18 protein-coding genes are annotated in these 22,937 nt (G+C 73.1%); 7 read left to right on the top strand and 11 right to left on the bottom strand.

Features of this window, described 5'->3' with window-relative positions:
• Positions 1-10: 10 nt before the first annotated feature.
• Complete coding sequence (locus KME80_RS03935; RefSeq protein ID WP_219500318.1) at positions 11-358, bottom strand: VOC family protein; 348 nt, start codon at positions 356-358, stop codon at positions 11-13.
• On the bottom strand, positions 355-1,122 hold the full coding sequence (locus KME80_RS03930) for a trans-aconitate 2-methyltransferase (RefSeq protein ID WP_246643909.1): 768 nt from the start codon (positions 1,120-1,122) through the stop codon (positions 355-357). Before KME80_RS03930 ends, KME80_RS03935 begins: the two co-directional genes overlap by 4 nt.
• A gap of 55 nt (positions 1,123-1,177) precedes the next feature.
• Here KME80_RS03930 and KME80_RS03925 point away from each other — a divergent pair, with 55 nt between their 5' ends.
• Complete coding sequence (locus KME80_RS03925; RefSeq protein WP_219500316.1) at positions 1,178-1,678, top strand: MarR family winged helix-turn-helix transcriptional regulator; 501 nt, start codon at positions 1,178-1,180, stop codon at positions 1,676-1,678.
• Between the two features lie 176 nt (positions 1,679-1,854).
• On the opposite strand, the gene KME80_RS03920 is transcribed toward KME80_RS03925, so the two are convergent.
• Positions 1,855-3,681 (bottom strand): ABC-F family ATP-binding cassette domain-containing protein, encoded by a 1,827-nt coding sequence (locus KME80_RS03920; protein WP_219500314.1) that lies wholly within the window; start codon positions 3,679-3,681, stop codon positions 1,855-1,857.
• Between the two features lie 490 nt (positions 3,682-4,171).
• Positions 4,172-5,074, bottom strand: a complete 903-nt coding sequence (locus KME80_RS03915) for a 4-(cytidine 5'-diphospho)-2-C-methyl-D-erythritol kinase (RefSeq protein WP_219500313.1) — start codon at positions 5,072-5,074, stop codon at positions 4,172-4,174.
• 214 nt (positions 5,075-5,288) lie between these two features.
• Here KME80_RS03915 and KME80_RS03910 point away from each other — a divergent pair, with 214 nt between their 5' ends.
• Entirely contained in the window at positions 5,289-6,179 is an 891-nt protein-coding gene (locus tag KME80_RS03910; protein ID WP_219500311.1) for an arginase family protein, read from the top strand.
• On the opposite strand, the gene KME80_RS03905 is transcribed toward KME80_RS03910, so the two are convergent.
• Both KME80_RS03905 and rsmA read right to left on the bottom strand, forming a co-directional pair.
• A complete protein-coding gene (locus KME80_RS03905) occupies positions 6,152-6,733 on the bottom strand; it encodes an NlpC/P60 family protein (RefSeq protein ID WP_219500308.1) in 582 nt (193 codons plus the stop codon). The genes KME80_RS03910 and KME80_RS03905 overlap by 28 nt on opposite strands.
• Before the next feature lie 122 nt (positions 6,734-6,855).
• Positions 6,856-7,695 carry a 16S rRNA (adenine(1518)-N(6)/adenine(1519)-N(6))-dimethyltransferase RsmA gene (rsmA, locus tag KME80_RS03900; protein WP_219500392.1) on the bottom strand — a complete coding sequence of 280 codons (840 nt, stop codon included), beginning with the start codon at positions 7,693-7,695 and terminating at the stop codon, positions 6,856-6,858.
• 90 nt (positions 7,696-7,785) lie between these two features.
• On the opposite strand from rsmA, the gene KME80_RS03895 reads away from it, so the two are divergent.
• Positions 7,786-9,351, top strand: a complete 1,566-nt coding sequence (locus KME80_RS03895) for a serine/threonine-protein kinase (protein WP_219500306.1) — start codon at positions 7,786-7,788, stop codon at positions 9,349-9,351.
• A complete protein-coding gene (locus KME80_RS03890; protein WP_219500304.1) occupies positions 9,348-10,529 on the top strand; it encodes an FG-GAP repeat protein in 1,182 nt (393 codons plus the stop codon). Before KME80_RS03895 ends, KME80_RS03890 begins: the two co-directional genes overlap by 4 nt.
• Here the strand turns inward: KME80_RS03890 and KME80_RS03885 are convergent.
• Positions 10,515-11,456: a resuscitation-promoting factor gene (locus tag KME80_RS03885; RefSeq protein ID WP_219500301.1), complete on the bottom strand. Its 942-nt coding sequence runs from the start codon at positions 11,454-11,456 to the stop codon at positions 10,515-10,517. The genes KME80_RS03890 and KME80_RS03885 overlap by 15 nt on opposite strands.
• 80 nt (positions 11,457-11,536) lie before the next feature.
• Positions 11,537-12,424, bottom strand: coding sequence for a TatD family hydrolase (locus tag KME80_RS03880; protein ID WP_443680922.1), 888 nt, complete (start codon positions 12,422-12,424; stop codon positions 11,537-11,539).
• Here KME80_RS03880 and KME80_RS03875 point away from each other — a divergent pair.
• Positions 12,411-15,500: an AfsR/SARP family transcriptional regulator gene (locus KME80_RS03875; protein WP_219500296.1), complete on the top strand. Its 3,090-nt coding sequence runs from the start codon at positions 12,411-12,413 to the stop codon at positions 15,498-15,500. The two genes, KME80_RS03880 and KME80_RS03875, sit on opposite strands and share 14 nt — an antisense overlap.
• Before the next feature lie 55 nt (positions 15,501-15,555).
• Positions 15,556-16,773: an FAD-dependent monooxygenase gene (locus tag KME80_RS03870; RefSeq protein WP_219500294.1), complete on the top strand. Its 1,218-nt coding sequence runs from the start codon at positions 15,556-15,558 to the stop codon at positions 16,771-16,773.
• Here KME80_RS03870 and metG read toward each other — a convergent pair.
• The gene (gene metG / locus KME80_RS03865) at positions 16,718-18,499 is read right to left on the bottom strand and encodes a methionine--tRNA ligase (RefSeq protein ID WP_219500293.1); all 1,782 of its coding nucleotides are present in this window, start codon (positions 18,497-18,499) and stop codon (positions 16,718-16,720) included. The two genes, KME80_RS03870 and metG, sit on opposite strands and share 56 nt — an antisense overlap.
• Before the next feature lie 44 nt (positions 18,500-18,543).
• The gene (locus KME80_RS03860) at positions 18,544-19,773 is read right to left on the bottom strand and encodes a glycosyltransferase (protein WP_219500291.1); all 1,230 of its coding nucleotides are present in this window, start codon (positions 19,771-19,773) and stop codon (positions 18,544-18,546) included.
• Between the two features lie 186 nt (positions 19,774-19,959).
• Between KME80_RS03860 and KME80_RS03855 the strand changes: the two genes are divergently transcribed.
• The gene (locus KME80_RS03855) at positions 19,960-21,417 is read left to right on the top strand and encodes a hypothetical protein (RefSeq protein WP_308125608.1); all 1,458 of its coding nucleotides are present in this window, start codon (positions 19,960-19,962) and stop codon (positions 21,415-21,417) included.
• On the opposite strand, the gene KME80_RS03850 is transcribed toward KME80_RS03855, so the two are convergent.
• A complete protein-coding gene (locus KME80_RS03850; protein WP_308125607.1) occupies positions 21,353-22,927 on the bottom strand; it encodes a dolichyl-phosphate-mannose--protein mannosyltransferase in 1,575 nt (524 codons plus the stop codon). The genes KME80_RS03855 and KME80_RS03850 overlap by 65 nt on opposite strands.
• Between the last annotated feature and the right edge of the window lie 10 nt (positions 22,928-22,937).

The following is a 22,937-nucleotide window of genomic DNA, read 5'->3' as shown; positions in this document are numbered from 1 at the left end:
GGGACGAACATCACACGGGCTGAAGCAGCTCGATCCTGTTGCCCACCGGGTCCGACACGTACACGCGCCGGTAGCCGGGGAACAGCTCGTCCGGCACCGCGTCGGGCAGCCTGGCCACCAGCGCGTCCAGGTCCGACACCAGGAACGCCGGATGCGCCTTGCGGGCCGGCCTGAAGTCCTCCTCGATGCCGAGGTGCACCTCCACGCCGTCGCCCCGGAACCAGGCGCCGCCCCGCCTGGCCAGCTCCGGCGGCTTGGGCACCTCCGTGAGCCCGAGCACGCCCGCGTAGAACGCCCGCAGCTCGGGCTCGCTGCCCGCCGGCGCGGCGAGCTGGACATGGTGCAGCGCTGTGATCATTTCTGAGCCACCACGAAAATCCGGCGGAACGGGAACGGGGTGCCGTACTCCCTCGCGGGATAGGCGTCGGCGAGCAGCCCGGCCAGCTCGGCGGTGAACCGCTCGGCCTCGTCCGGGCGCAGCCGGTCGAGAACCGGGCGCAGCGCGGTGCCGGACACCCAGTCGAGCACCGGCCTCTCGCCCTGGAGGATGTGCACGTACGTGGTCTCCCAGGCGTCCACCCGGCAGCCGCTCAGCAGGTCCGCGTAGTCCACCGGCGTGCCGACCGGGTCGCCCCTGTCGAGGTCGCCGAGCCGGTCCAACCATTCCCGCGACGCGCACAGCTCGCGGATGGCCGCATGACTGGGGGCGCGATGGTTGCCGGGGACCTGGAAGGCCAGCCAGCCGCCGGGGCTCAGCGCCTCGACCCAGCGTTCGATCAGGTCGCGGTGCTCGGGGACCCACTGGAGGACGGCGTTGCTGACCAGCACGTCCACGGGGCGGTCGGGGTGCCAGGTGGTCACGTCGGCGACGGCGAAGCTCGGCGTGGCGCCGTCGATCGAGCGGGCTCTGGTGATCATGTTCGGGGAGGAGTCGAAGCCGTCCACCGTCGACTCCGGCCAGCGGCGGGCCAGCTCCGTGGTCAGTTCGCCGGTGCCGCAGCCCGCGTCCACGACATAATCGGGGCTGTCGGCCCGTACCCGGGCGAGGAGCTCGAAGAACGGCCGCGACCGCTCGTCGGCGTACCTGTCGTACGTGGCCGGGTCCCACATATCTCTTGACATGAAGATAATTGGTATCGAGATATGTATCTCGATGTCAAGACAGTACACTCATGCCATGACGCACGATGCGCAGGACGAGGTCGACAGGCTCGTCGCGGCGTGGCGGGCCGAACGCCCCGACCTCGACGTCGAACCGCTCCAGGTGCTCTCGCGGGTGTCCAGGCTGGCCAAGCACCTCGACCGGGCCCGGCGGGCCGCCTTCGGCGAACACGACCTCGAACCCTGGGAGTTCGACGTGCTCACCGCCCTCCGGCGCGCCGGCAAGCCGTACGAGCTCAGCCCCGGCGCCCTCCTGCGCGCCACCCTCGTCACCTCCGGCACCATGACCAACCGCATCGACCGCCTCGCCCAGGCCGGCCTCGTCCGCCGCCGCCCCGACCCCGAGGACCGGCGCGGCGTCCTCGTCTCCCTCACCGACACCGGGCTCGCCCGCGTCGACGCCGCCTTCTCCGACCTGCTGCGGCGCGAGCACGAGCTCCTGTCCTCCCTCGCTCCGGACGACCAGCGAACCCTCGCCGCCCTCCTCCGCACCCTCCTCGCGCCCTTCGACAGCTGACCCCCGGCTGAGCTCCACGCCCCTTCCCTCACACGGGGGCGGCCCGCACAGGCCACCCGGCACGGAATGCCCAGGGGGCAGGCCACCCACGCGCCCGAAAGGCCCTGTCGCACCCCCGAACCCCGGTCACCTTTGATGCCCGCGTACGGAGTGCACCCGGGGCGGGGTCGGCGGTGTCAGTCGCCCAGGCGGTCGGCGAGTTCGAGCCACTCCGCCTCGACGGTCTCCTTCTGGGCGTGCAGGTCACGGAGCTGGGCGTCGAGGGAGCCGAGCTTGGCGTAGTCGCTGGCCGCGTCGGCCATCGCGGCATGCAGCTTGGCCTCCTGGCCGCTGAGCTTGTCGAGCTGCCGTTCGAGGCGGTTGAGCTCCTTGCGCAGCTCGCGCTCCTCCTTGGCCGAGAGGCCGGAGACCTCGCCGGACGGAGGCGCGGGCTGGGCCGCCGAGTTGGCCGACTGGGCGGCGGGCTGCCCGGCGGGGGTGCCGGCGACGCGAGCCGTCACGGCGGTGCCGGCGGCGCGGCGTTCGAGGTATTCGTCCACCCCGCCCGGCAGGAACGACAGCCGGCCGTCGCCGAGCAGCGCCACGCACCGGTCGGTGACCCGCTCCAGGAAGTAGCGGTCGTGCGTGACCAGGATCAGCGTGCCGGGCCAGGCGTCGAGCAGGTCCTCCAGCTCGTTCAGCGTCTCGATGTCGAGGTCGTTGGTCGGCTCGTCGAGCAGCAGCACGTTCGGGTCGTCCATGAGCAGGCGCAGCAACTGCAGCCGCCTGCGCTCTCCACCGGACAGGTCGCCGACGACCTTCCACTGCGCCTCGCCCTTGAACCCGAGGCGTTCGAGCAGCTGGGAGGCCGTCCACTCCTTCTTGCCGACCTGGATGTACTTGCGCACCGACTCGACCGTCTCCAGGACCCGCCGCGTGGGGTCGAGCTCGGCGAGCTCCTGCGACAGGTGCGCGAGGCGTACGGTCTTGCCGCGCACGACCCGGCCCGAGTCGGGCTTGATCGTGTCGGCGAGCAGGCGCAGCACCGACGACTTGCCGGACCCGTTGACGCCGATCAGGCCGATGCGGTCGCCGGGGCCGAACTGCCAGGTGCAGTCATCGAGCACCAGCGGGCCTGCGCCGGGACCGCCGGCGTGCAGCGTGACGTCCTCGAGGTCGTACACGGTCTTGCCCAGGCGCGCGGCGGCGAAGCGCATCAGCTCGACGGTCTCGCGCGGCGGCGGCTCGTTCGCGATCAGCGCCTGCGCCGCCTCGATCCGGAACTTCGGCTTGGACGTACGCGCGGGCGGGCCACGACGCAGCCAGGCGATCTCCTTGCGCATGAGGTTCTGGCGGCGCTCCTCGGCGGCCTGGGCGATGCGCGCCCGCTCGGCCTTGGCCAGCACGTACGCGGCGTATCCGCCCTCGTAGCGCTCGACGCGGCCGTCGACGACCTCCCACGTACGGGTGGACACCGCGTCGAGGAACCAGCGGTCGTGCGTGACCACCACCAGCGCGCCCTTCCGGCCCGCCAGATGGGCGGCCAGCCAGGCGATCGCCTCGATGTCGAGGTGGTTGGTCGGCTCGTCCAGCATGATCAGGTCGTGCTCGCCGATCAGCAGCCGGGCCAGCGCCGTACGCCTGCGCTCGCCGCCCGACAGGTCGCCCGCCTTGGCGTCGAGGTCGAGGTCGCCGATCAGGTTGCCGAGGATCTCGCGGACCCGCTGGTCACCCGCCCACTCGTGCTCGGCCAGCTCGCCCAGCACGGTCTCGCGCACGCTGTGTGACGGGTCGAGCAGGTCCTGCTGCGACAGGAAGCCGACACGCAGGCCCCGCGTGTGCGTCACGCGCCCGCTGTCGGGCCGGACGTCTCCGGCGATCACGCTCAGCAGCGTGGTCTTGCCACCGCCGTTGCGGCCCACGACACCGATGCGCTCACCCATCTCGACCCCGAGGGAGACGTCGCTGAGCAGCGGCTTGGGCCCGTAGGCGTGGGAGACTGACTCGAGATTGACCAGGTTCATCGTTCTCCAAGCGTATCGGCTCACGGAGAGCACGAAACTCCCCCAGTGGGCCGACGACCCGCCGCATCCACCTTCAGCCCCGCCCATACGCCTGCCCCGACGTGAAGGCCCCCGCCCCCGGGCCCGCCGAACCGCAACGACCAGACGGCCCGTGCACCCGTGCGAGTGCACCCATACGCCCGTGCGCCCGAAGGCCCGCGCGAGCGCACCCCACGCCCGCACACCCATGCACCCGTACACCTGTGCGCCCACACGCTCGTGCAGTCGTACGCACGCACACTCGCACGCCCGTACGCCGTCGGGTGATCGCCCCGCCGGTCCCCACGTGCAGCCAGAACGGGCAGGCCGAGCGGGGAGGCCGAGCGGGCAGGCCAGCCGCCCAGCCCCAACGCGCGGCCCGAGCGCCCAGCCCCAACGCGCGGCCCGAGCGGCCCGAGCGGGCGGCCTCAACGTGCGGCCCGGGCGGGCGGGCGGGGGTTTCGGCTGGGGGTTAGAGGAGGGTGGCGCCGGGGGCGGGGCCGGAGGTGGGGATGGCGGTGTAGGTGCCTTCGGTCTGGGCCAGGGCTTGGGCCAGGCGGGTTGCGTGGGCGGCGTCGGCGGCGAGGAAGGCGCAGGTGGGGCCGGAGCCGGAGACCAGGGCGGCCAGGGCGCCGGCAGCGCGGCCCGCGGCCAGGGTGGCGGCCAGGGAGGGGCGCAGCGCCAGGGCGGCGGGCTGGAGGTCGTTGGCGAGGTGGAGGGCGAGGCCGTGCGGGTCGCCGGTGCGCAGGGCCTCCATGAGGTCGGGGTCGACCTCCGGCCAGGGGATCTTCGACGACGTGGCGGCGCGGAGGCGGTCGCACTCGGCGTAGACCGTGGGGGTCGACAGGCCGCCGTCGGCGATCGCGAAGGCCCAGTGGAAGGCGCCGCGGGTGGTGAGCGGGGCGAGGCGTTCGCCCCGGCCGGTGCCGACGGCGGTGCCGCCCATGAGGGCGAACGGCACGTCGCTGCCCAGGTCGGCGCCGATCTCCATGAGGTCTTCGCGCGGCAGGCCGAGGCCCCACAGCTCGTTGCAGGCCAGCAGTGCCCCGGCCGCGTCGGCGCTGCCGCCCGCCATGCCGCCCGCCACCGGGATGGCCTTACGGATGACGAGGTCGACGCCGTAAGTGCGGCCCGCGTGCTTGGCGAGGGCGCGGGCGGCGCGGACGGCGAGGTTGCTGTCGTCGACCGGGACCCGGTCGGCCCATTCGCCGGTCACCGAGACGCCGATGGTCTCCGACTCGCTGGCCACCACCTCGTCGAAGATCGAGACGGCGTGGAAGACGTTGACGAGGTCGTGGTAGCCGTCATCCCGGAGCGGGCCGACGGAAAGCTGCACGTTGACCTTGGCGGGCACCCGTACGGTCACGGAACTCATGGATTCTGCCGCCACTTTCACTGCCGACGGGGCGAGGACACTCGATGGTAGCGGGACCGGGAGCGTGGGAAGGCGTCGTCCGGGATTCGGGGGCTGTGGAAGGGCGTCCTCGCAGGTCGAGGGTGCGGCCTCGCCCGCGCGGGCGGGGGTGTGGCGGCTGGCGCTGGGCGGGATGATGGGGCGGTTCGCGATGTTTGTGGGAGGGGTGGGGGTCATGGGTGAAGTGACCGTTGTCGAGGTGCCGCAGTGGCGGGGGTCCGGGGCGCCGACGGCGGAACGGCTGCGTGAGGGGGCGCGGTTGCTGGCCGGGATGGTCCCGGCCGGCACGCGGGTGCGGGTGGACGTGGTGGACGACGATCTGGCCGTGACCGCCGGGCGGGTGCGGACGGCCCTCGCCACGGCGGAGGGGTCCGGGCTGGTGGTGGTCGTGGGGGGTGATTGCGGGGTGGAGCTGGCGCCGGTCGAGGCGGCGCTGCGGGAGTACGGCGAGCGGCTGGTGGTGGTGTGGTTCGACGCGCACGGTGACCTGAACACTCCTGATTCGTCGCCGTCGGGGGCGTATCACGGGATGGTGCTGCGGGCGCTCACCGGGGAGGGGCCGGTGGGGCTCGTGGCGGCGCCACCGCTGGACCCGGGGCGGATCGTGCTCGCGGGGGTGCGGGATCTGGACGCGGGGGAGGCGGAGTTCGTCCGGGCGGCAGGCGTGGGGCACGTGCGGGGGGCCGACGTGGGTGCGCTGCTCGACGCCGTCGAGGCAGCCGGCCGGGCGGACGGCGGGCAGGACGGCGGGGAAGGCGTCGGGGCGGGCAGCGGAGGGGACGGGGCGGCGGGCAAGGTGGTGTACGTGCATGTGGACCTCGATGTGCTGGAACCGGGGGTGTTCGGGAGCGTCGGGGCGCCGGTGCCCGGCGGGTTGCTGCCCGAGGAGCTGCTGGGCATGGTGCGGGCGCTCGCGGAGCGGCACCCGGTGGCCGGGCTGGGGATCACCGAGTACGAGCCCGCGCGGGAGGAGGACCGGGAGCTGCTGGCGCCCCTGGTGAAGGCGCTGGTCGAGACCTGCGCCGGGCGGGGGGCGGGTCAGCCCGGGCGGACGGCGCCCCGGTAGGTGGCGCGGAAGTAGGGGTTGTCGAGGAAGCGGGTCGTCCTGACCACGTCGCCGGTCTTCGGGGCGTGCACCATGACGCCGCCGCGTACGTAGAGGCCCACGTGGGTGGGGTCGCCGGAGCCGCCGCCGAAGAAGACCAGATCACCCTGGCGCAGGGCCGTCAGCGGGACGCGGCGGCCCTGGCGGAACTGGGCGCCCGTGTAGTGGCCGAGCCGGACGCCCGCGCGGGCCCAGGAGTACAGGGTCAGGCCGCTGCAGTCGAAGCCGACCGTGGACGCGCCTCTGCCGATGCCCCGGGTGGGGCCGGACGGGGAGCCGCCGCCCCAGGAGAAGGGGGTGCCGAGCCGGGCCAGGGCGGCGGCCGCGGCGACGGCGCCCTTGGTGGTGGGGGCGCCGGGTTTCAGGCGGATGACCGCGCAGGCGACGGCGGCGGAGGCGGACGCGGGGCACGGGTCTCCCGGCGCGGACGCCGCTGCCGGAGACATGGGGAGGGCGAGCGCGGCGGTGAGGGCAGCTCCGGACACAGCGGCGGGGATGGTCTGGTGGACGGTCATGGTCGGCCTCCTGTCGTTGAAACGGGAGGCCCCAGGATCGTCCGGTGAACCCGGGCGTCATCGACCCGAACCAGGTTCTGTGGACAACTCGGCGCACGACGCCTGGAGGCTGTGGACGGAGGCTAAGGGCGGTGCTCGGCGATCCGGGCGAACGCCTCGACGTCGAGCTGTTCGCCCCGGGCCGAGGGGTCCACGCCTGCCGCGCGCAGCGCCGCCTCCGCCTGCGGCGGGCTGCCCGCCCAGCCGGCCAGGGCCGCGCGGAGCGTCTTGCGGCGCTGGGCGAAGGCCGCGTCGATCACCGCGAACACCTCTTCCCGCGACGCCGTGGTGGACGGCGGTTCGCGGCGGGTGAGGGAGACCAGGCCGGAATCCACGTTCGGCACCGGCCAGAACACCGAGCGCCCCACCGGCCCGGCCCGCCGCACGTCGGCGTACCAGGCCGCCTTGACCGACGGCACCCCGTACACCTTGGAGCCCGGCGCGGCGGCGAGCCGGTCGGCGACCTCCAGTTGCACCATGACCAGCCCCTTGCGCAGCGAGGGCAGCACCTCCAGCAGGTGGAGCACCACCGGGACGGCCACGTTGTAGGGCAGGTTGGCGACCAGCGCGGTCGGGGCGTGTCCGGCGAGGTCGGCTTCGGTGATCTTCATGGCGTCGGCGCCCACGACGGTGAGCTTGTCCGAGAGGTCGCGTTCGGCGACGGTGAGCGGAAGCTGCCCGGCCAGGACCGGGTCGATCTCGACGGCCACCACGTGACGGGCCTCGGGCAGCAGCGCGAGTGTGAGGGAGCCGAGGCCGGGACCCACCTCGATGACCACGTCGTCGGCCGTCACCTCGGCCACGCGGACGATCCGCCGGACGGTCCCCGCGTCGATCACGAAGTTCTGGCCTAGCTTTTTGGTGGGCCGCAGATCTAGCTTGTTCGCCAAAATACGTATTTCTGCGGGGCCCAGCAGCCTCATCATCCATACAGTCTCCCGCATCGAAGAACCTGCGATGGCGAACGGGGGCCGGTGAGGGGAGGATGGGTGGAACAGGAAGGGACGTCCCTCATGGAGCCAACGGGCGCCGCCCCGCTTCGCCCCACGGATCTGCGGGAGATCGGACCGTACCGGCTGCTCGGGCGGCTCGGCGAAGGCGGCATGGGGACCGTGTTCCTCGCCCGGGCGCCGACGGGGCGGTTCGTGGCCGTCAAGGTGGTCAAGGCCGAGTTCGCCAACCAGGAGGGGTTCGCGGCCCGGTTCCACGCGGAGGTCGACAACGCGCGTCGCGTCGCGTCGTTCTGCACGGCCCAGGTGCTGGACAACGGCGACACCGGCGACGGCAGGCCGTACATGGTGACCGAGTACATCGCCGGCACCCCGCTCTCCGACCAGATCGCCACGTACGGGGCCCTGGACCCCGGGCCGCTGCACGGCGTGGCGCTGGGCGTGGCGGCGGCGCTGGCCGCGATCCACGTCGCCGAGCTGGTGCACCGCGACCTCAAGCCGGCGAACGTCATCCTGTCGCTGTCGGGGCCCCGGGTGATCGACTTCGGGATCGCGCGGGCGCTCGACCGGGAGACCGGGTTCACGCTCTCCGGTGAGCTGCTGGGCAGCCCGGGGTGGTGGGCGCCGGAGCAGGTGCGCGGGCAGAGCGTGACCCCGGCGGCGGACATCTTCGCGTGGGGGTGCCTGGTCGCGTACGCGGGCAACGGGCGGCATCCGTTCGGGCGGGGCGACCCGATCACGCTCGCCACCCGGGTCCTGCACCTGCAGCCGGACCTGGGGGTGCTGCCCGCGCCGCTGGACGAGCTGGTACGGCGCGCGACCGACATGGAGCCCACGCAGCGTCCCACGGCGCAGGAGCTGGTGCTCGCCCTGGTCGGAGGGGCCGCGCCGACGTCGGCGAACCCGCCCACACTGGTCGCGACCGAGGTGCTGAGCGACTGGCGGGCGCCGCAGAACGTGGTGGACGAACCGGACATCACGGCCACCTTCACGACGCCCCCGCCCGGCGACACGACCGCCGTACGGCCCGCCGCGCCCGACCCTCCGAAGAAGGAAGCCGCCCACCACACGCTGCCGCCTCCCGACAGCGCCACCGACCCCGGGCACCAGCGGCCTCGCGGCACGCGGTGGCTGATCGCCGGCGCGGCGGCCCTGCTGGCCATCGCCGTCACCGGCGCGGTGCTGATCGCGACCTCCGGCCGCGACGGGGGCGTCCCGGGGGCGAGCGCGTCGCCGGTGGCCGCCGGGCAGCCCGCCGGGGACGTGGGCCGCCGGTTCACGCTGGGCGCGGGGTTCGACGACCCGATGCTGATCGTGCCGAGCGCGCCCGAGTGCGGCCTCAAGGAGTACGACGGCCGGACGCAGACGCAGGGCCAGCTCTGCGTGCTGCGCTGGACCGTGCTGAACCCCGGCGGCACGTCACGCGAGCTCGGCGACCCGGCCGTGACGCTCCGCGACGACCAGGGCGGCAGCCACGGCCCGCTGGAGGGCGGGCCGCCGGTGGCGGCGCTCGGGCCGGGTGACCGGATCGACGGCGTGTTCGTGTTCGACCTGCCGCTCTACCGCAAGCCGGTGGCGCTGTCGGCGACGATGCTCAAGGACGGCGACCAGATCGAGGTCAGGCTGTGAAGATCCTCCTGGTTCTCTTGCTGGCGCTGAGCCCGCTGTCCGTCCAGGCGACCGGGTCGGCGTGCGGCGGGGCCGCCGACTTCGACGGCGACGGGGTGGACGACGTGGCGGTGGGCGACCCGTTCGCGGACGACCGGCGCGGCGCCGCGTACGTGATCTCGGGCGACAAGGTCGTCCCGGTCGAGGTGCCGGGGCTGGCGGAGGGCGACGGGTTCGGCTGGTCGGTGGCGCTGGCCAAGGTCGACGGCGACGCCTGCGCCGACCTGGTCGTGGGCGCCCCTTACACGGATGTGGCGGGCAGTGCCGACGCGGGCGCCGCGTACGTGATTCGCGGCGGCGGGGCGGCGGCGCCACAGCGGCTGGTGGCGCAAGGGCCGCAGCGCGGCGCGCGGCTCGGCTGGTCGCTGGCGGCCCGGGACGACCTGGTGGCGATCGGCGCGCCGTACGAGGACGACGGGACGCTCGCCGACGCGGGCGCCGTCTACGTCCGCAAGGGCGCCGGAGCGCTGCGCCGGATCAGCCAGCAGTCGGTGGACGTGCGGGGCAACAGCGAGGTGGGTGACCAGTTCGGCTGGTCGCTGGCGATGGGGCCGGGCAACGGCCTGGTGGTCGGCGTGCCGTACGAGAACGACGACGGCGCGGGCCGGCAGGTGGCCGAGGGCAAGGTCGACTCGGGCTCGGTGGTGGTCGTCGCGGACGCGCTGGCGGCGCGGCTGTCCACGGTCAAGCTCGACTCCCCCACCGACGCCTCGGGTGACCGCTACGGCTACGCGGTGGCGTGGGTGGCGGGCGCCGGGCCGGCCGTGGGGGCTCCGGGGGCGGGGTACGTGCAGCTCTACGACGAGAAGCTGGCCCCGAAGGTCCAGGTGCGGCAGGGCGGCGGGGAGGCGTTCGGGTTCGCGCTGGCCGCCTCGGACGACGGCAGGCTGGCGATCGGCGCCCCGTACGGCGGCGAGGTGCGCGTGGTCGACGCCGCCGACGGCGCCGACGACCGGCGGTTCGCGCCTGCCGGCGGGCTGACCGGCTGGGCGCTGGCCTTCAGCGGCAACAAGCTGTACGCGGGCCGGCCTGACGCGGCCCCGTACGGCTCGGTGTCGGTCGCCGCGCGCAACGCCGACGGCCTGCGCGCGGTCCAGCCTCGGAAGGGGGCCGACTTCGGCGTCTCACTGGCCGGTTGAGGCGCTGGCCGACGAGACGGCAGGCGTGCCGAACAGGTGCGCCCCGCAGTTCGGCCACTGGCCCTCCCACTTGCCGGCGACCTTCTGGTAGAGCAGTTGCGCCCGGTACGTCTGCTCCTCGGCGGGCCAGGCGTGCGGCATGCCGGTGCCGCCGACGAGCTGCCACATCGGCAGGCTGAACTGGTAGAGCCCGTAGTAGGGCCCGTGCAGGTTGACGGCCTTGGGGTTGCCGCGTGACTCGCAGTGGGCCAGCGCCGCCCAGTTGAGCCGCATGACCTCCAGCCCGACGGGCACGGTGCGCGGCGGCAGCACGGTGATCACGGTGCCCTCCGCCGGGAACGTGTGCGCGGCGGGCCGCACCTGCTGGCCTGGCTGGAGCGGGATCCCGCTCTGCCGGAGCGCTTCGCGCACGGTCCTGGCGGTGGTGCGGGTCTGGCGGGTGCTGCCGTTGGCGAACACGTACACGGTGCGCTTGGTGTAGACGGTCAGCGACATGCCGGTCAGCGGCACGTGGCGGTGGCGCGGCGCCGACAGGCGGCCGGCCGGGATGTCGAGTTCGGCCAGCGCGCCGCGCACGGTGGTGGCGGTGACGACCCGCCGCGTGGTGCGGCCGTCGACCGTCAGCGTGATCGGCCTGGCGCGCCGGATCTCGATGCGGGCGCCGTCGATGACCTGCGCATGGGCGGCGGGACGTACGACGTCGTCCCTGCCGAGCTTGACTCCCTGGTCGCCGAGCAGTTCGAGGACCGAGGAGGCGAAGCTCCGCACGGCCCTCGGCTCGCCGTCGACCACCAGCACCACGTCCTTGGCCAGGCTGCCGATGACCGCGATGGCGGTCACGGTCACCACGCCCGCCAGGCACACCACAGGCGTCCACGGCGAGCGCCAGGGGATCTTGGGACGCGGGGCACGCCGCTTTCCTCGCACGGGCGACCTCCGGTTGAGCTTCCGGCGCCCGACGGTAGTGACGGCGGAACCTCCGCCGCCGCGGCTTCACCGAATCATGGCTACCACTCGCCGAAGACCGTGATTCCGTTGGCGCTGATGGTCTCGCACAGCGCGTCAGGATGGACGCCCTTGACCTCGGCGAGGCAGCGCAGCGTGATCGGGATGAGGTAGGGCGCGTTGGGCTTGCCCCGGTGCGGGACCGGCGGCAGGTAGGGGGCGTCGGTCTCGACGAGCATCAGCTCGGCGGGCGCTACCTGCGCGGCCTCGCGCAGGTAGCCGGCGTTCTTGTACGTGACCGGCCCGGAGAAGGACATGAAATATCCGGCGTCGGCGCATTTCTTGGCCATGTCGGCATCGCCGGAGAAGCTGTGGAATACCACCACCGGCGGCGGCCCTGCCTCCGCGAGCACCTTCAGCACGTCGTCGTGCGCCTCGCGGTCGTGGATGACCAGCGCCTTGCCGGTGCGCCTGGCGATCTCGACGTGCGCGCGGAAGCTCGCGTGCTGATCCTCCTTGGACGCCCAGTCGCGGTAGTAGTCGAGCCCGGTCTCCCCCACGGCCCGCACCTCGGGCCGCCCGGCCAGCGCCTCGATCTCGGCCAGCACCTCGGGAGTCGCGTCGTGGGCCTCGTTCGGGTGCACCGCGACCCCGGCGTAGACGCCCTCGTGCGCGGCGGCCACCTCGGCGTTCCACCGCGACGACGGCAGGTCGTAGCCGATCGTCACCAGCCGGGTGACGCCCACGGCGCGGGCGTCGTCGAGGATGCTCCGCACGCTCGCCTCGGCGGCCTGCGCGGCCAGCGCCACGGGGTCGCCGGACGACGCCTGCCGGTCGCCCACCATGATGTCGAGGTGGCAGTGGCTGTCGAACACCTGCGCGGACAGCGGCTCCGGGGCGGCGGGAATCTTGCTCACGCCTCCTAAGGTAGCTTCCATGCGTTTCGGCATCCTCGGCAGCACCCGCGCGTGGCGCGCGGACGGCTCCGAGGTGGCGCTCGGCGGCCCGGCCCGGCGCGCGCTGCTGGCCTGCCTGCTGCTCACCCCGGGCCAGGTCGTGCCGCGCGAGCGGCTGATCGACGTCCTGTACGGGGACCGCCCGCCGGGCGACGTGCGGCACGCGCTGCAGTCGCAGGTGTCGAGGCTGCGGCGCGACGGCGTGGCGGTGGAGCTGTCGGCCGCCAGCTACCTGCTGGCCGTCGCCCCCGACGACGTGGACGCCCACCGCTTCCTGCGCCTGGCCGCCGAGGGGCGTGACGCCCTGCCGGGCGATCCAGGGCTGTCGGCGAGGCTGCTGCGGGAGGCGCTGGCGCTCTGGCGCGGGCCGGCCGTGGCCGACCTCGATCCCGCGTTCGGCGCGGCGCTGGAGGAGCGCCGTCTGGAGGCGCTGGAGGACCGGATCGAGGCCGACCTGCTGCGGGGCCGCGCGCGTGAGGTGATCCCGGAGCTGGGCGAGCTGATCGACCGCCACCCGCTGCGCGAGCGGCTGTGCGGGCAGCTCATGCGCGCCCTCCAGGCCGAGGGCAGGCAGGCCGAGGCGCTGGTGGCGTTCGAGCGGGCCCGGCGGGTGCTGGCCGACGAGCTCGGCGCCGACCCGTCGCCCGCCCTGACCGGCCTGCACCGGTCGCTGCTCCACGGCGAGCCCGCGCCCGCCGGGCCTGCCCTGCCCGCCCCGCTGACCAGCTTCGTCGGGCGCGAGCGTGACGTCGCGGCGGTGCGGTCGCTGCTCGGCGGGGCGAGGCTGGTGACGCTGCTCGGCCCGGGAGGCGCGGGCAAGACCCGGCTGGCGGTGGAGGTCGCCCGGCCGTACGGGGACGTGTGCCTGGCGGCGCTGGCCCCGGTGGCGGGCGGCGGCGCGATCCCGCGCACGGTGCTCGCCGCGCTCGGCGTCCGCGAGAACGGGCTGCTCGGCCCGGTGCGGCCGGGCGGCGCCGCCGACGAGACCCGCCTGGTCCAGGTGATCGGCGAGCGGGCGTTACTGCTCGTGCTCGACAACTGCGAGCACCTGGTCGGCGAGGCCGCCGCGCTGGCCGAGCGGCTGCTGGCGGCCTGTCCCGGCCTGCGGGTGCTGGCCACCAGCCGCGAGCCGCTGAACGTCACGGGCGAGCACCTGTGGCCGGTGCGCCCCCTCGCCCCGGACGACGCCGTCAGGCTGTTCGCCGATCGGGCGTCGGCGGTCCGGCCGGGGTTCGCGGCCGGTGAGGCGGTGGCGCGGATCTGCGCCACGCTGGACGGGCTGCCGCTGGCGATCGAGCTGGCCGCGGCCCGCACCCGTACGCACGAGCCCGCGGAGCTCGCCGGGCGGCTCGCCCACGACGACCGGTTCCGCCTGCTGTCGCGGGGCAGCCGCACCGCCGACGCCCGCCACCGGACGCTGCGTGCCGTGGTCGCCTGGAGCTGGGACCTGCTCACCGCCGGCGAGCAGGCGATGGCCCGCCGGCTGACGGTCTTCCCCGGCGGGGCGACGGCCTCGGCGGCGACCCGGGTGTGCGCGCTGCCGGGGGCGGAGGAGCTGCTCGACTCGCTGGCGGACAAGTCGTTCGTGGAGGTCTCCGGCGGCCGCTACCGGATGCTGGAGACCATCCGCGCCTTCTGCGCCGAACACCTCGCCGCAGAGGAGCCCGCCGTACGCCGCGCGCACGCGGAGCACTTCCTGGCCCTGGCCGAGGAGTCCGACGCCCACCTGCGGCGCGAGGGGCAGCTCGACCGGCTGGAGCGGCTGGCCGCCGAGCACGACAACCTGATGGCGGCCCTGGGCTGGGCCGTCGAGGCGGGCGAGGTGGCGACCGGGATGCATCTGCTGGGGGCGATGTCGTCCTATCTGTGGATGCGCGGCATGCGGAGCGCCGCCGCCGGGCCGGCGCTCGCGCTGCTGGAGGCCGCCGGTGACGTGCCCGACCCCGAGCTGGGCGACGACTACGTGCTGTGCCTGCTGACGGCGGTGAGCGGCGGCCTCACCTCGGCCGTCCGCGAGCCGTGGACCCGGGCGGCCGAGACGCTGGTGGCCCGCGGCGAGCGGGGGCGGCGCCGGCCGTTGCTGGCGTTCCTGTGGCCGATGGTCACCGCCGGGGGCGACCACCCGCAGGTCACGATCCAGGTGATCCGGCAGGCCGCCGCCAGCCCCGACCCGTGGGAGCGGGCCGTCTCCGGGCTGGTGTGGGCCTACCCGCAGATGGCGGAGGCCGACTTCGGCGCGGCCGAGCGCGGGCTGGACGCGGCGCTGGCCGGCTTCCGTGCGCTGGGCGACCGGTGGGGGGCGGCGCTGGTGCTCGACGCGCTCGCCTGGATGGCGAGCGTGCGCGGCGACGACGCCACGGCGCTGGCCCGCGTCGAGGAGGCGGTGGCGCTGGCCGAACGGCTGGGGGCCGCCGAGGACCTGGCCGACCTGCTGTGCAACCGGGGCGACTACCGCATCCGCCACGACCTTGCCGGCGCCAGGGCCGACTACGAGCGGGCCGCCGAGGTGGCGCGGCGGGTCGGGCTGCCCACGTACGTCGGCACGGCGCTGCGCGGGCTCGGCGACGCCGCCTACCAGGAGGGCGACCTGGCCGGGGCGCGCGGCCTCTACGAGCAGGCGGTGCGGCTGGCCGACCCGCAGTGGCTCAAGAGCTCGGGCAGCAGGGCGCGGCTGCTGGTGGGCATGGGCAGGCTCGCGCGGGCCGAGGGCGACCTCGCGGCGGCCAGGGCCGCGTTCGTGCAGGCCGTGGAGGTGTCGCTGACGGTGGGGGCGATCCCCGAGTGCGCCCGGCCGATCGAGGCGCTGGCCGTGCTGGAGACGTACGCCACCGTCCCGGACGCCGGGCGGGCCGCGAGACTGCTGGGGGTCGCGGCCGGGGTCCGCGGCGCCGAGTCCGCCGACCCCGAGGTGACGCGCGCCGCCGCGGCCGTGCGCGACCTGCTCGGCGAGCCTGAGTACGCGCGCGTCAGGGGCGAGGGCGCGGGCCTGGGCATCGCCGAGGCGTGCCTGCTCGCCGGGGTCGCCCCGGAGGCCGTGGCGGCCTCACCCCTGCGCTCGACCAGCCGCTGAGGCCGGTGACTCACCGGTGAGCGGCCGGTGAGCGCCGCCGGGCAGGCTCGGCCGCATGGACATCCTGATCTCCGGCGCGAGCGTCGCCGGCCCCGCCCTCGCCTTCTGGCTCACCCGCCACGGCCACCGCGCCACGATCGTCGAACGCGCGCCCGCCCTGCGCGCGGGCGGCTACGCCGTCGACTTCCGGGGCGAGGCGCACCTGACGGTGCTGCGCCGGATGGGCCTGCTCGACGCCGTCGAACGCGAACGGACCCGGATGGGCGCCACCTGGAACGTCAACGAGGCGGGCAGGAAGCTGACCCGCATGCCCGAGGACCTGTTCGCCGGGGACGTGGAGATCCTGCGCGGCGACCTGGCCGCGATCCTGCACGAGGCGACCAGGGACGACACGGAGTACGTGTTCGGCGACTCCATCACCTCGATCTCCGAGGCCGGGGAGGTGACGTTCGAGAGCGGCGCGGCGCGGCGGTTCGACCTGGTGATCGGCGCCGACGGCCTGCACTCCAACGTGCGGGCGCTGACGTTCGGCCCGGAGCGGAGCCTCGTCCACCACCTGGGCCTCTACTGCGCGGTGTTCACCCTGGACAACTACCTGGGGCTCGACCACAGCGGCCTGGCCTACAACGTGCCCGGCCGGACGGTCGGCGTCTACAGCGCCAGGCACAACGCCGAGGCCAAGGCCATGTTCTGGTTCGCCTCGCAGCCGCTGGAGCATGACCGGCGGGACGTGGCCGCGCAACGGCGGCTGCTGGCCGAGGCCTACGCCGGCGTCGGCTGGGAGACGCCCCGGCTGCTGGCCGCGATGGACGGGGCGCCCGACTTCTACTTCGACTCCGCGAGCCAGGTCAAGCTGGACCGCTGGTCACGGGGTCGGGTGGCGCTGCTCGGCGACGCCGCCTGGTGCCCGTCGCCGCTGTCGGGCATGGGCACCGGGCTGGCCGTCGTCGGCGCGTACGTGCTGGCGGGCGAGATCGCCGCGGCCGGGGCCGACCACCGGGCCGCGTTCGCCCGCTATGAGCAGGTCATGCGCGGCTACGCCACCGCCTGCCAGAAGTCCGGCGAGGGCGTCAGCAAGTTCATGGTGCCCGACAGCAAGCTCATGGCCTGGCTGGTCAACCAGAACTACAAGCTGCTGCCCTACATGCCGTGGAAGAAGGCGATCGCCAGGTCGGTGCGGAAGACGGCCGAGGCCGTCTCCCTGCCCGACTACGGCGTCACTCGCCCAGCCGCGCGAGCTCCTCGTCCACGACCTTGGGGTCCAGCTTCTTGAACAGCGGCACCGGCGGCGCGAGCGGGGTGCCCGGCTTGATCGGCCGGTGCTCCCAGCGGGCGGCGCCGTCGTAGTCGCCGGTGATGATCGGGTAGGACTGGCCGCCGTCCTCGTCGACCTCGCGGATCTCCGGCATGCCGGACCAGACGCCCTGGCCGCCCAGCATGGCGTGGACCTTGTTGGACGAGCTCGGCAGGAACGGCGTCAGCATCGTCTTGGCGTCGTCGACCACCTGGAGGGCGACGTGCAGGATCGACTTCTGCCGCTCCGGGTCGTCCTTGAGCTTCCACGGCTCCTGCTCGGCCAGGTATTTGTTGGCCTCGCGGACCACGTCGAGCGCCTCGGTGATGGCGTTCTTGAACCGGGAGCGGCCCAGCTCGGCGCCCACCGGGGCGAACGCGCCGCGCGAGCGCTCCAGCAGCGCCCGGTCGGCGTCGGTCAGGTCGCCGGCCTCGGGCACCACGCCGAAGTTCTTCGACGCCATGGAGATCGACCGGTTGACCAGGTTGCCCCACGCGGCGACCAGCTCGCCGTTGTTGCGGTTGACGAACTCCTGCCAGGTGAAGTCGGTGTCCTGGTTCTCGGGCCCGGCCACGGCGATGTAGTAGCGCAGCGCGTCGGCGTCGTAGCGGGCCAGGAAGTCGCGCACGTAGATGACGACCTGGCGGGAGGAGGAGAACTTCTTACCCTCCATCGTCAGGAACTCGCTGGAGACCACCTCGGACGGCACGTCGAGCTTGCCGAGCTCGCCCGGGCGGCCGTCGCGGGCGCCGATGCCGCTGTAGCCGAACAGCATCGCCGGCCAGATCTCGGCGTGGAAGACGATGTTGTCCTTGCCCATGAAGTAGTAGCCGCGCGCGTCGGGGTTCTGCCACCACTGGCGCCAGGCGTCGGGGTCGCCGGAGCGCCTGGCCCACTCGATGGAGGCCGACAGGTAGCCGATGACCGCGTCGAACCACACGTACAGCCGCTTGTTGGGCTGGTCGCGCCAGCCGTCGAGCGGGATGGGCACGCCCCAGTCGAGGTCGCGGCTGATCGCCCGCGGCTGCAGGTCGCCGAGCAGGTTGAGGGCGAACTTGAGCACGTTGGGCCGCCACTCGCCCTGCTTGGACTGCAGGTAGGTGCCGAGCACCTCGGCGAAGGCGGGCAGGTCGAGCATGAAGTGCTCGGTCTCGGCGAAGACCGGGGTCTCGCCGTTGATGCGGCTGACCGGGTTGATCAGGTCGATCGGGTCGAGCTGGTTGCCGCAGTTGTCGCACTGGTCGCCGCGCGCGCCGTCGTAGCCGCAGATGGGGCAGGTGCCCTCGATGTAGCGGTCGGGCAGGGTGCGCCCGGTCGACGGGGAGATGGCGCCCATCGTGGTCTTGGGGAAGATGTAGCCGTTGTCGTAGAGACCCTTGAAGATCTGCTGCGTGACGGCATAGTGGTTCTTCGTCGTCGTGCGGGTGAACAGGTCGTAGGACAGCCCCAGCCCGGTCAGGTCCTCGGCGATGACGCGGTTGTAGCGGTCGGCCAGCTCCCTGGCCGTGACGCCTTCCTTGTCGGCCTGCACCTGGATCGGGGTGCCGTGCTCGTCGGTGCCGGAGACCATCAGCACCTTGTTGCCCGCCATCCGCTGGTAGCGGCTGAAGATGTCGGACGGCACGCCGAACCCGGAGACGTGCCCGATGTGGCGGGGGCCGTTAGCGTACGGCCACGCGACGGCGGTCAGAATGTGCTGGGACATGGGTCCAAGCCTACGGGCCGACGCCGCGCGCCTCGAACGAATTGCTAGCGCGAGGTTGCCGAAGTTTCCTCACGTGTGACGGCCTCGGCGGCCTCTTCGGCGGCCTTCGCGGCGACGTCGATGGACGACTCGCGGGTGCGGCGGATGCCGAGGATGCTGATGAACAGCGAGGCGAAGATCGTCTGGAAGCTCATGATGAGCGCCGTCGCCGACGGCACGACCAGGCGCAGCGACTCGCGCGGGTCGAGCTCGCCGAAGTCGCGCACCTGCCAGTGGACCAGCGAGGCCACCAGGCCGACCAGACCGGCCAGGGCCAGCAGGCCGCCGACGATCAGGCCCTTCTCCAGGCTGACGATGTCGATGAGCCTGCGCACCCGGGACGACTCAGGCAGGAAGCCCTCCTCGGCCGCGTAGACCTTGGTGAACAGCGCGAACAGGGCCGCCTGGAAGCCGATCACCACCGCGGCCGACGCGCCGACCAGCGTGTCGACGTCGAAGGCCAGCTCGCCGATCTCGACCGGCCCGAACGTCAGCGCGGTGCCCGCGACCAGCCCCAGCACCATGAGCAGGATGCCCGGGTAGAAGAACAGCCACTTGGGGCTGTAGAGCAGCAGGAAGCGCAGGTGACGCCAGCCGTCGCGCCAGGAGCGCAGGTGGGGCGGGCGGGAGCGGCCGTCGGGCGAGAGCGTGGTCGGCACCTCGCGCACGTCGAGCCCCGACAGCGTCGAGCGCACCACCATCTCGCTGGCGAACTCCATGCCCCCGGTCTGCAGGTGCAGCTTGAGGATGGAGTCGCGGCGGAAGCCGCGCAGCCCGCAGTGGAAGTCGCCGATCGCCGACGGGAAGAACAGCCGGCCGATGAACGAGAGCACCGGGTTGCCCAGGTAGCGATGCAGCGGCGGCATCGCGCCCGGGGCGATGCCTCCCTTGAACCGGTTGCCCATCACGAGGTCGGCGCCGTCGCGCAACTGCTCGACGAACGGGAGCAACGAGGTGAAGTCGTAGGAGTCGTCGGCGTCGCCCATGATCACGTAGCGGCCGCGCGCGGCGCGGATGCCACCCATCAGGGCGTTGCCGTAGCCCTTCTCGTCCACGTGGACGACGCGGGCGCCGGCGTCACGGGCGAGCTGCTGCGAGCCGTCCGTGCTGCCGTTGTCGGCGATCAGGACCTCGCCCTCGATGCCGTGCTCCTCCATGCACGCCAGTGCCTTGCGCACACAGACTTCCACGGTCTCCGCCTCGTTGAGGCAGGGCATGACCACCGTCAGTTCCACGTCTCAACCCTTCAGTTAAGGCTCTTCCAGCACACCATCATGCCGTGTGCCCGTCCATGGTCGGGGCAAGTCACCGAAACGACTGGCATTCTTTACAGCATGGTGAGCGTCGCGGAGATTACCCCTGTGGACCACTCCGCCCCAGGCCGGACGGCTCGTGCGCGGGCTTTCCTGGGCCGTCATCGGGTGTTCGCCGCAGCGTTCGCCGCGGGTGCGGTGCTGCGGCTGATCACCATGCTCGGCTACGGCCCGGCGATGTGGTTCAACGACTCCTACGAGTACGTGTCGGTGGCGCTGCACCCCCGGCCGCACCCGATCCGGCCCGACGGCTACGGGTTCTGGCTGCTGCTGCTCAAGCCGTTCCACAGCTTCACGCTGGTGACGCTGACCCAGCATCTGATGGGCCTGGCCACGGCGGCGCTGATCTACGCGCTGCTGCGGCGCAAGTTCGCGCTGCCGAAGTGGGGGGCGACGCTGGCCGCCGCGCCGGTGCTGTTCGACGCCTACCAGATCCAGCTCGAACAGCTGATCATGTCGGACTCCATGTTCACGCTGCTGGTCGTGGGCGTGATCACGCTCGTCCTGTGGAACCGGCGCATGTCGTGGAAGGTCGGCGCGGTCGTCGGGCTGCTGCTGGCGCTGACCTGGCTGACGCGCTCGATCGGGCTGCCGATCCTCGCGCTCGTCGTGCTCTACCTGCTGGTCAAGCGGACCGGGTGGAAGCCGGTCGCGGCCGTGGTGACGGCCTGCGCGGTGCCGGTCGCCGCCTACATGGGGTGGTTCGCGGCAAGTTTCGGCAAATTCGCGATGACCAACAGCGACGGCCTCATCCTCTACATGCGCACCGCGATCTTCGCCGACTGCGACAAGATGAACATCGACCCCTACAAGGAGGTCGAGCTCGTCCTGCTGTGCATCAACGACCCGGTGCACGAACGCAAGGACTACGCGCAGTGGTATCTGTGGGGCCAGGGCAGCGGCGACGGCGAGGGCACCGGCGAGGTGCTGCACCGCTGGGGCACCGGCAAGAAGTTCACCGACGTCACCAACGAGGCGGCCAGCGCGTTCGCCATGCGGGCGATCATGTCGCAGCCCGGCGACTACCTGGGCGTGGTGGCGCGCGACTTCCTGCGCTCCTTCCACTGGGGCCGGCCGGTCTTCCCCGACGCCGCGACCTACAACATGTACGAGTTCAAGCCCTACTACGAGCTCGACAGCACCGGCAATCCCAAGCGGCTGCCCAACTGGCCGTCCTACCAGGGCTGGACCCACACCGACGCGTTCGCCTACGAGCAGGGGCCGCCCGAGACCAAGATCGTCTCGCCCTGGGCCGACATCATGAGCGGCTACCAGAAGGTGTTCTACCTGCGCGGCATCATGCTCGCCGGGATCATGCTGATCGGCCTCTACGGCATCGCGGTGCGCTGGCGGACGCTGGGCGGGCCGGTGGTGCTGCCGTGGCTGGGCGCGTTCGGGCTGCTGCTGGCTCCGGCGGCGACGGCCGAGTTCGACTACCGCTACGTCCTGCCCGCCGTGCCGCTGGCCTGCATCGCGGCGGCGATCACGCTGCGGCGGGGCGTCACTTGGGCGCCGTCTTCACCCAGGAGTCGACGAGCATCCGCGACCACCACTCCGCCTGCGTGATCGTCTCGGCCGACAGCACCGGATAGAGCCAGCCGAAGTTGATCAGGACGATGAGCGCGAACGCCCCCACGGCCGCGGCCCCGGCCGCCCGCCGCGCCGGGGCGGCGTCCGCCCTGCCGAGCGCGAGCCCGGCGACGAGGGTGACCGCCAGGACCATGAACGGCACCAGCGGGATCATGTAGAACAGGTACATCGTCCGGTTCTGCGCCAGCGCGTAGTAGAACCAGGGCAGCCAGCCCGCCGCGTAGGCCAGCAGCACGGCCCCGGCCCGCCAGTCGCGGCTGGAGACGTACCAGGCGACGAGGCCGAGCAGCGCCAGCGCGGAGCCGTACCAGAGGGCGGGGGTGCCGACGCCGAGCACGGCCTGCGAGCAGGCGTCGGAGCCGCACGCGGACGGCGGGATGCCGGCCGGGTAGTGGAACGACACCGGCCTGAACAGCAGCGGCCACGTCCACGGCTCGGACATGTACGGGTGATAGTCGGTCAGCCCGGTGTGGTAGCCGAGCACCTGGAACTGGTACTCCAGCCACGACCGGGCCGAGTCGACGACGAAGAACAGCGGCCCGGACGACGTGGCCTGCTCCCAGTTGCGCCCCCAGCCGTTGTCGGTGACGAACCAGGTCGTCCACGACAGCACGTACGTGATCGCGGGCACGGCGGCGAGCGCGGCCAGCCAGCGGGGCCCGTCGAGCGCGAGGGTCTCCCGGTACGGCTGCCGCATGCCGACGGCGCGGCGGGCGCCCAGGTCCCACAGGAGGGACATGACGGCGAAGGCGATCAGGAAGAAGATCCCCGACCACTTCACCGCGCACGCCGCGCCCAGGCACACCCCGGCGGCGACGCGCCAGGGCCGCCAGCCGAGCGACGGCCCCGGACCGCCCTCGTACCAGCCGACGAGCCTCTCCCTGGCCCGGTCGCGGTCGACCACCAGGCAGGCGAAGGCGGCGAGCACCCAGAACATCAGGAAGATGTCGAGCAGCGCGGTACGCGAGAGCACGAAGTGCAGCCCGTCCAAGGCGAGCAGCAGACCGGCGAAGCAGCCCAGCAGCGTCGAGCGGGTCATCCGCCGCGCCACCCGCGCCAGGATCAGGATCGACAGCGTCCCCACCAGCGCCGCCGCGAACCGCCAGCCGAACGGCGTCATGCCGAACAGCCATTCGCCCACCGCGATCATCCACTTGCCGAGCGGCGGGTGGGCCACGTAGAGGGCGCACTCGTGGGCGTCGGCGCACTGCTTGAAGATGTCCAGGTTGCCGGTGATCAGCCGCTCGTCGGCGACGGGGTCCTTGGCTGTGCCCAGCATCGCGCGCTCCGCCCCGTACTTGAGCAGCGCGTACGCGTCCTTGATGTAGTACGTCTCGTCGAAGACGACCGCGTGCGGCTCGCCGAGCCGGAAGAAGCGGAGGATCCCGCCGAAGACCGCCACGAGGACCGGGCCCAGCCAGCCCCACAGCGGGCCCTCCTGCATCGGCGGGACCAGGCGCTGCCGCGAAACCCCCCAGTTCTTCACGATCCGCACA

It is taken from the genome of Nonomuraea ceibae, assembly GCF_019396325.1.
In the GTDB taxonomy this organism is placed as follows: domain Bacteria; phylum Actinomycetota; class Actinomycetes; order Streptosporangiales; family Streptosporangiaceae; genus Nonomuraea; species Nonomuraea ceibae.
This window is presented reverse-complemented; position numbering and strand designations above follow the sequence as displayed.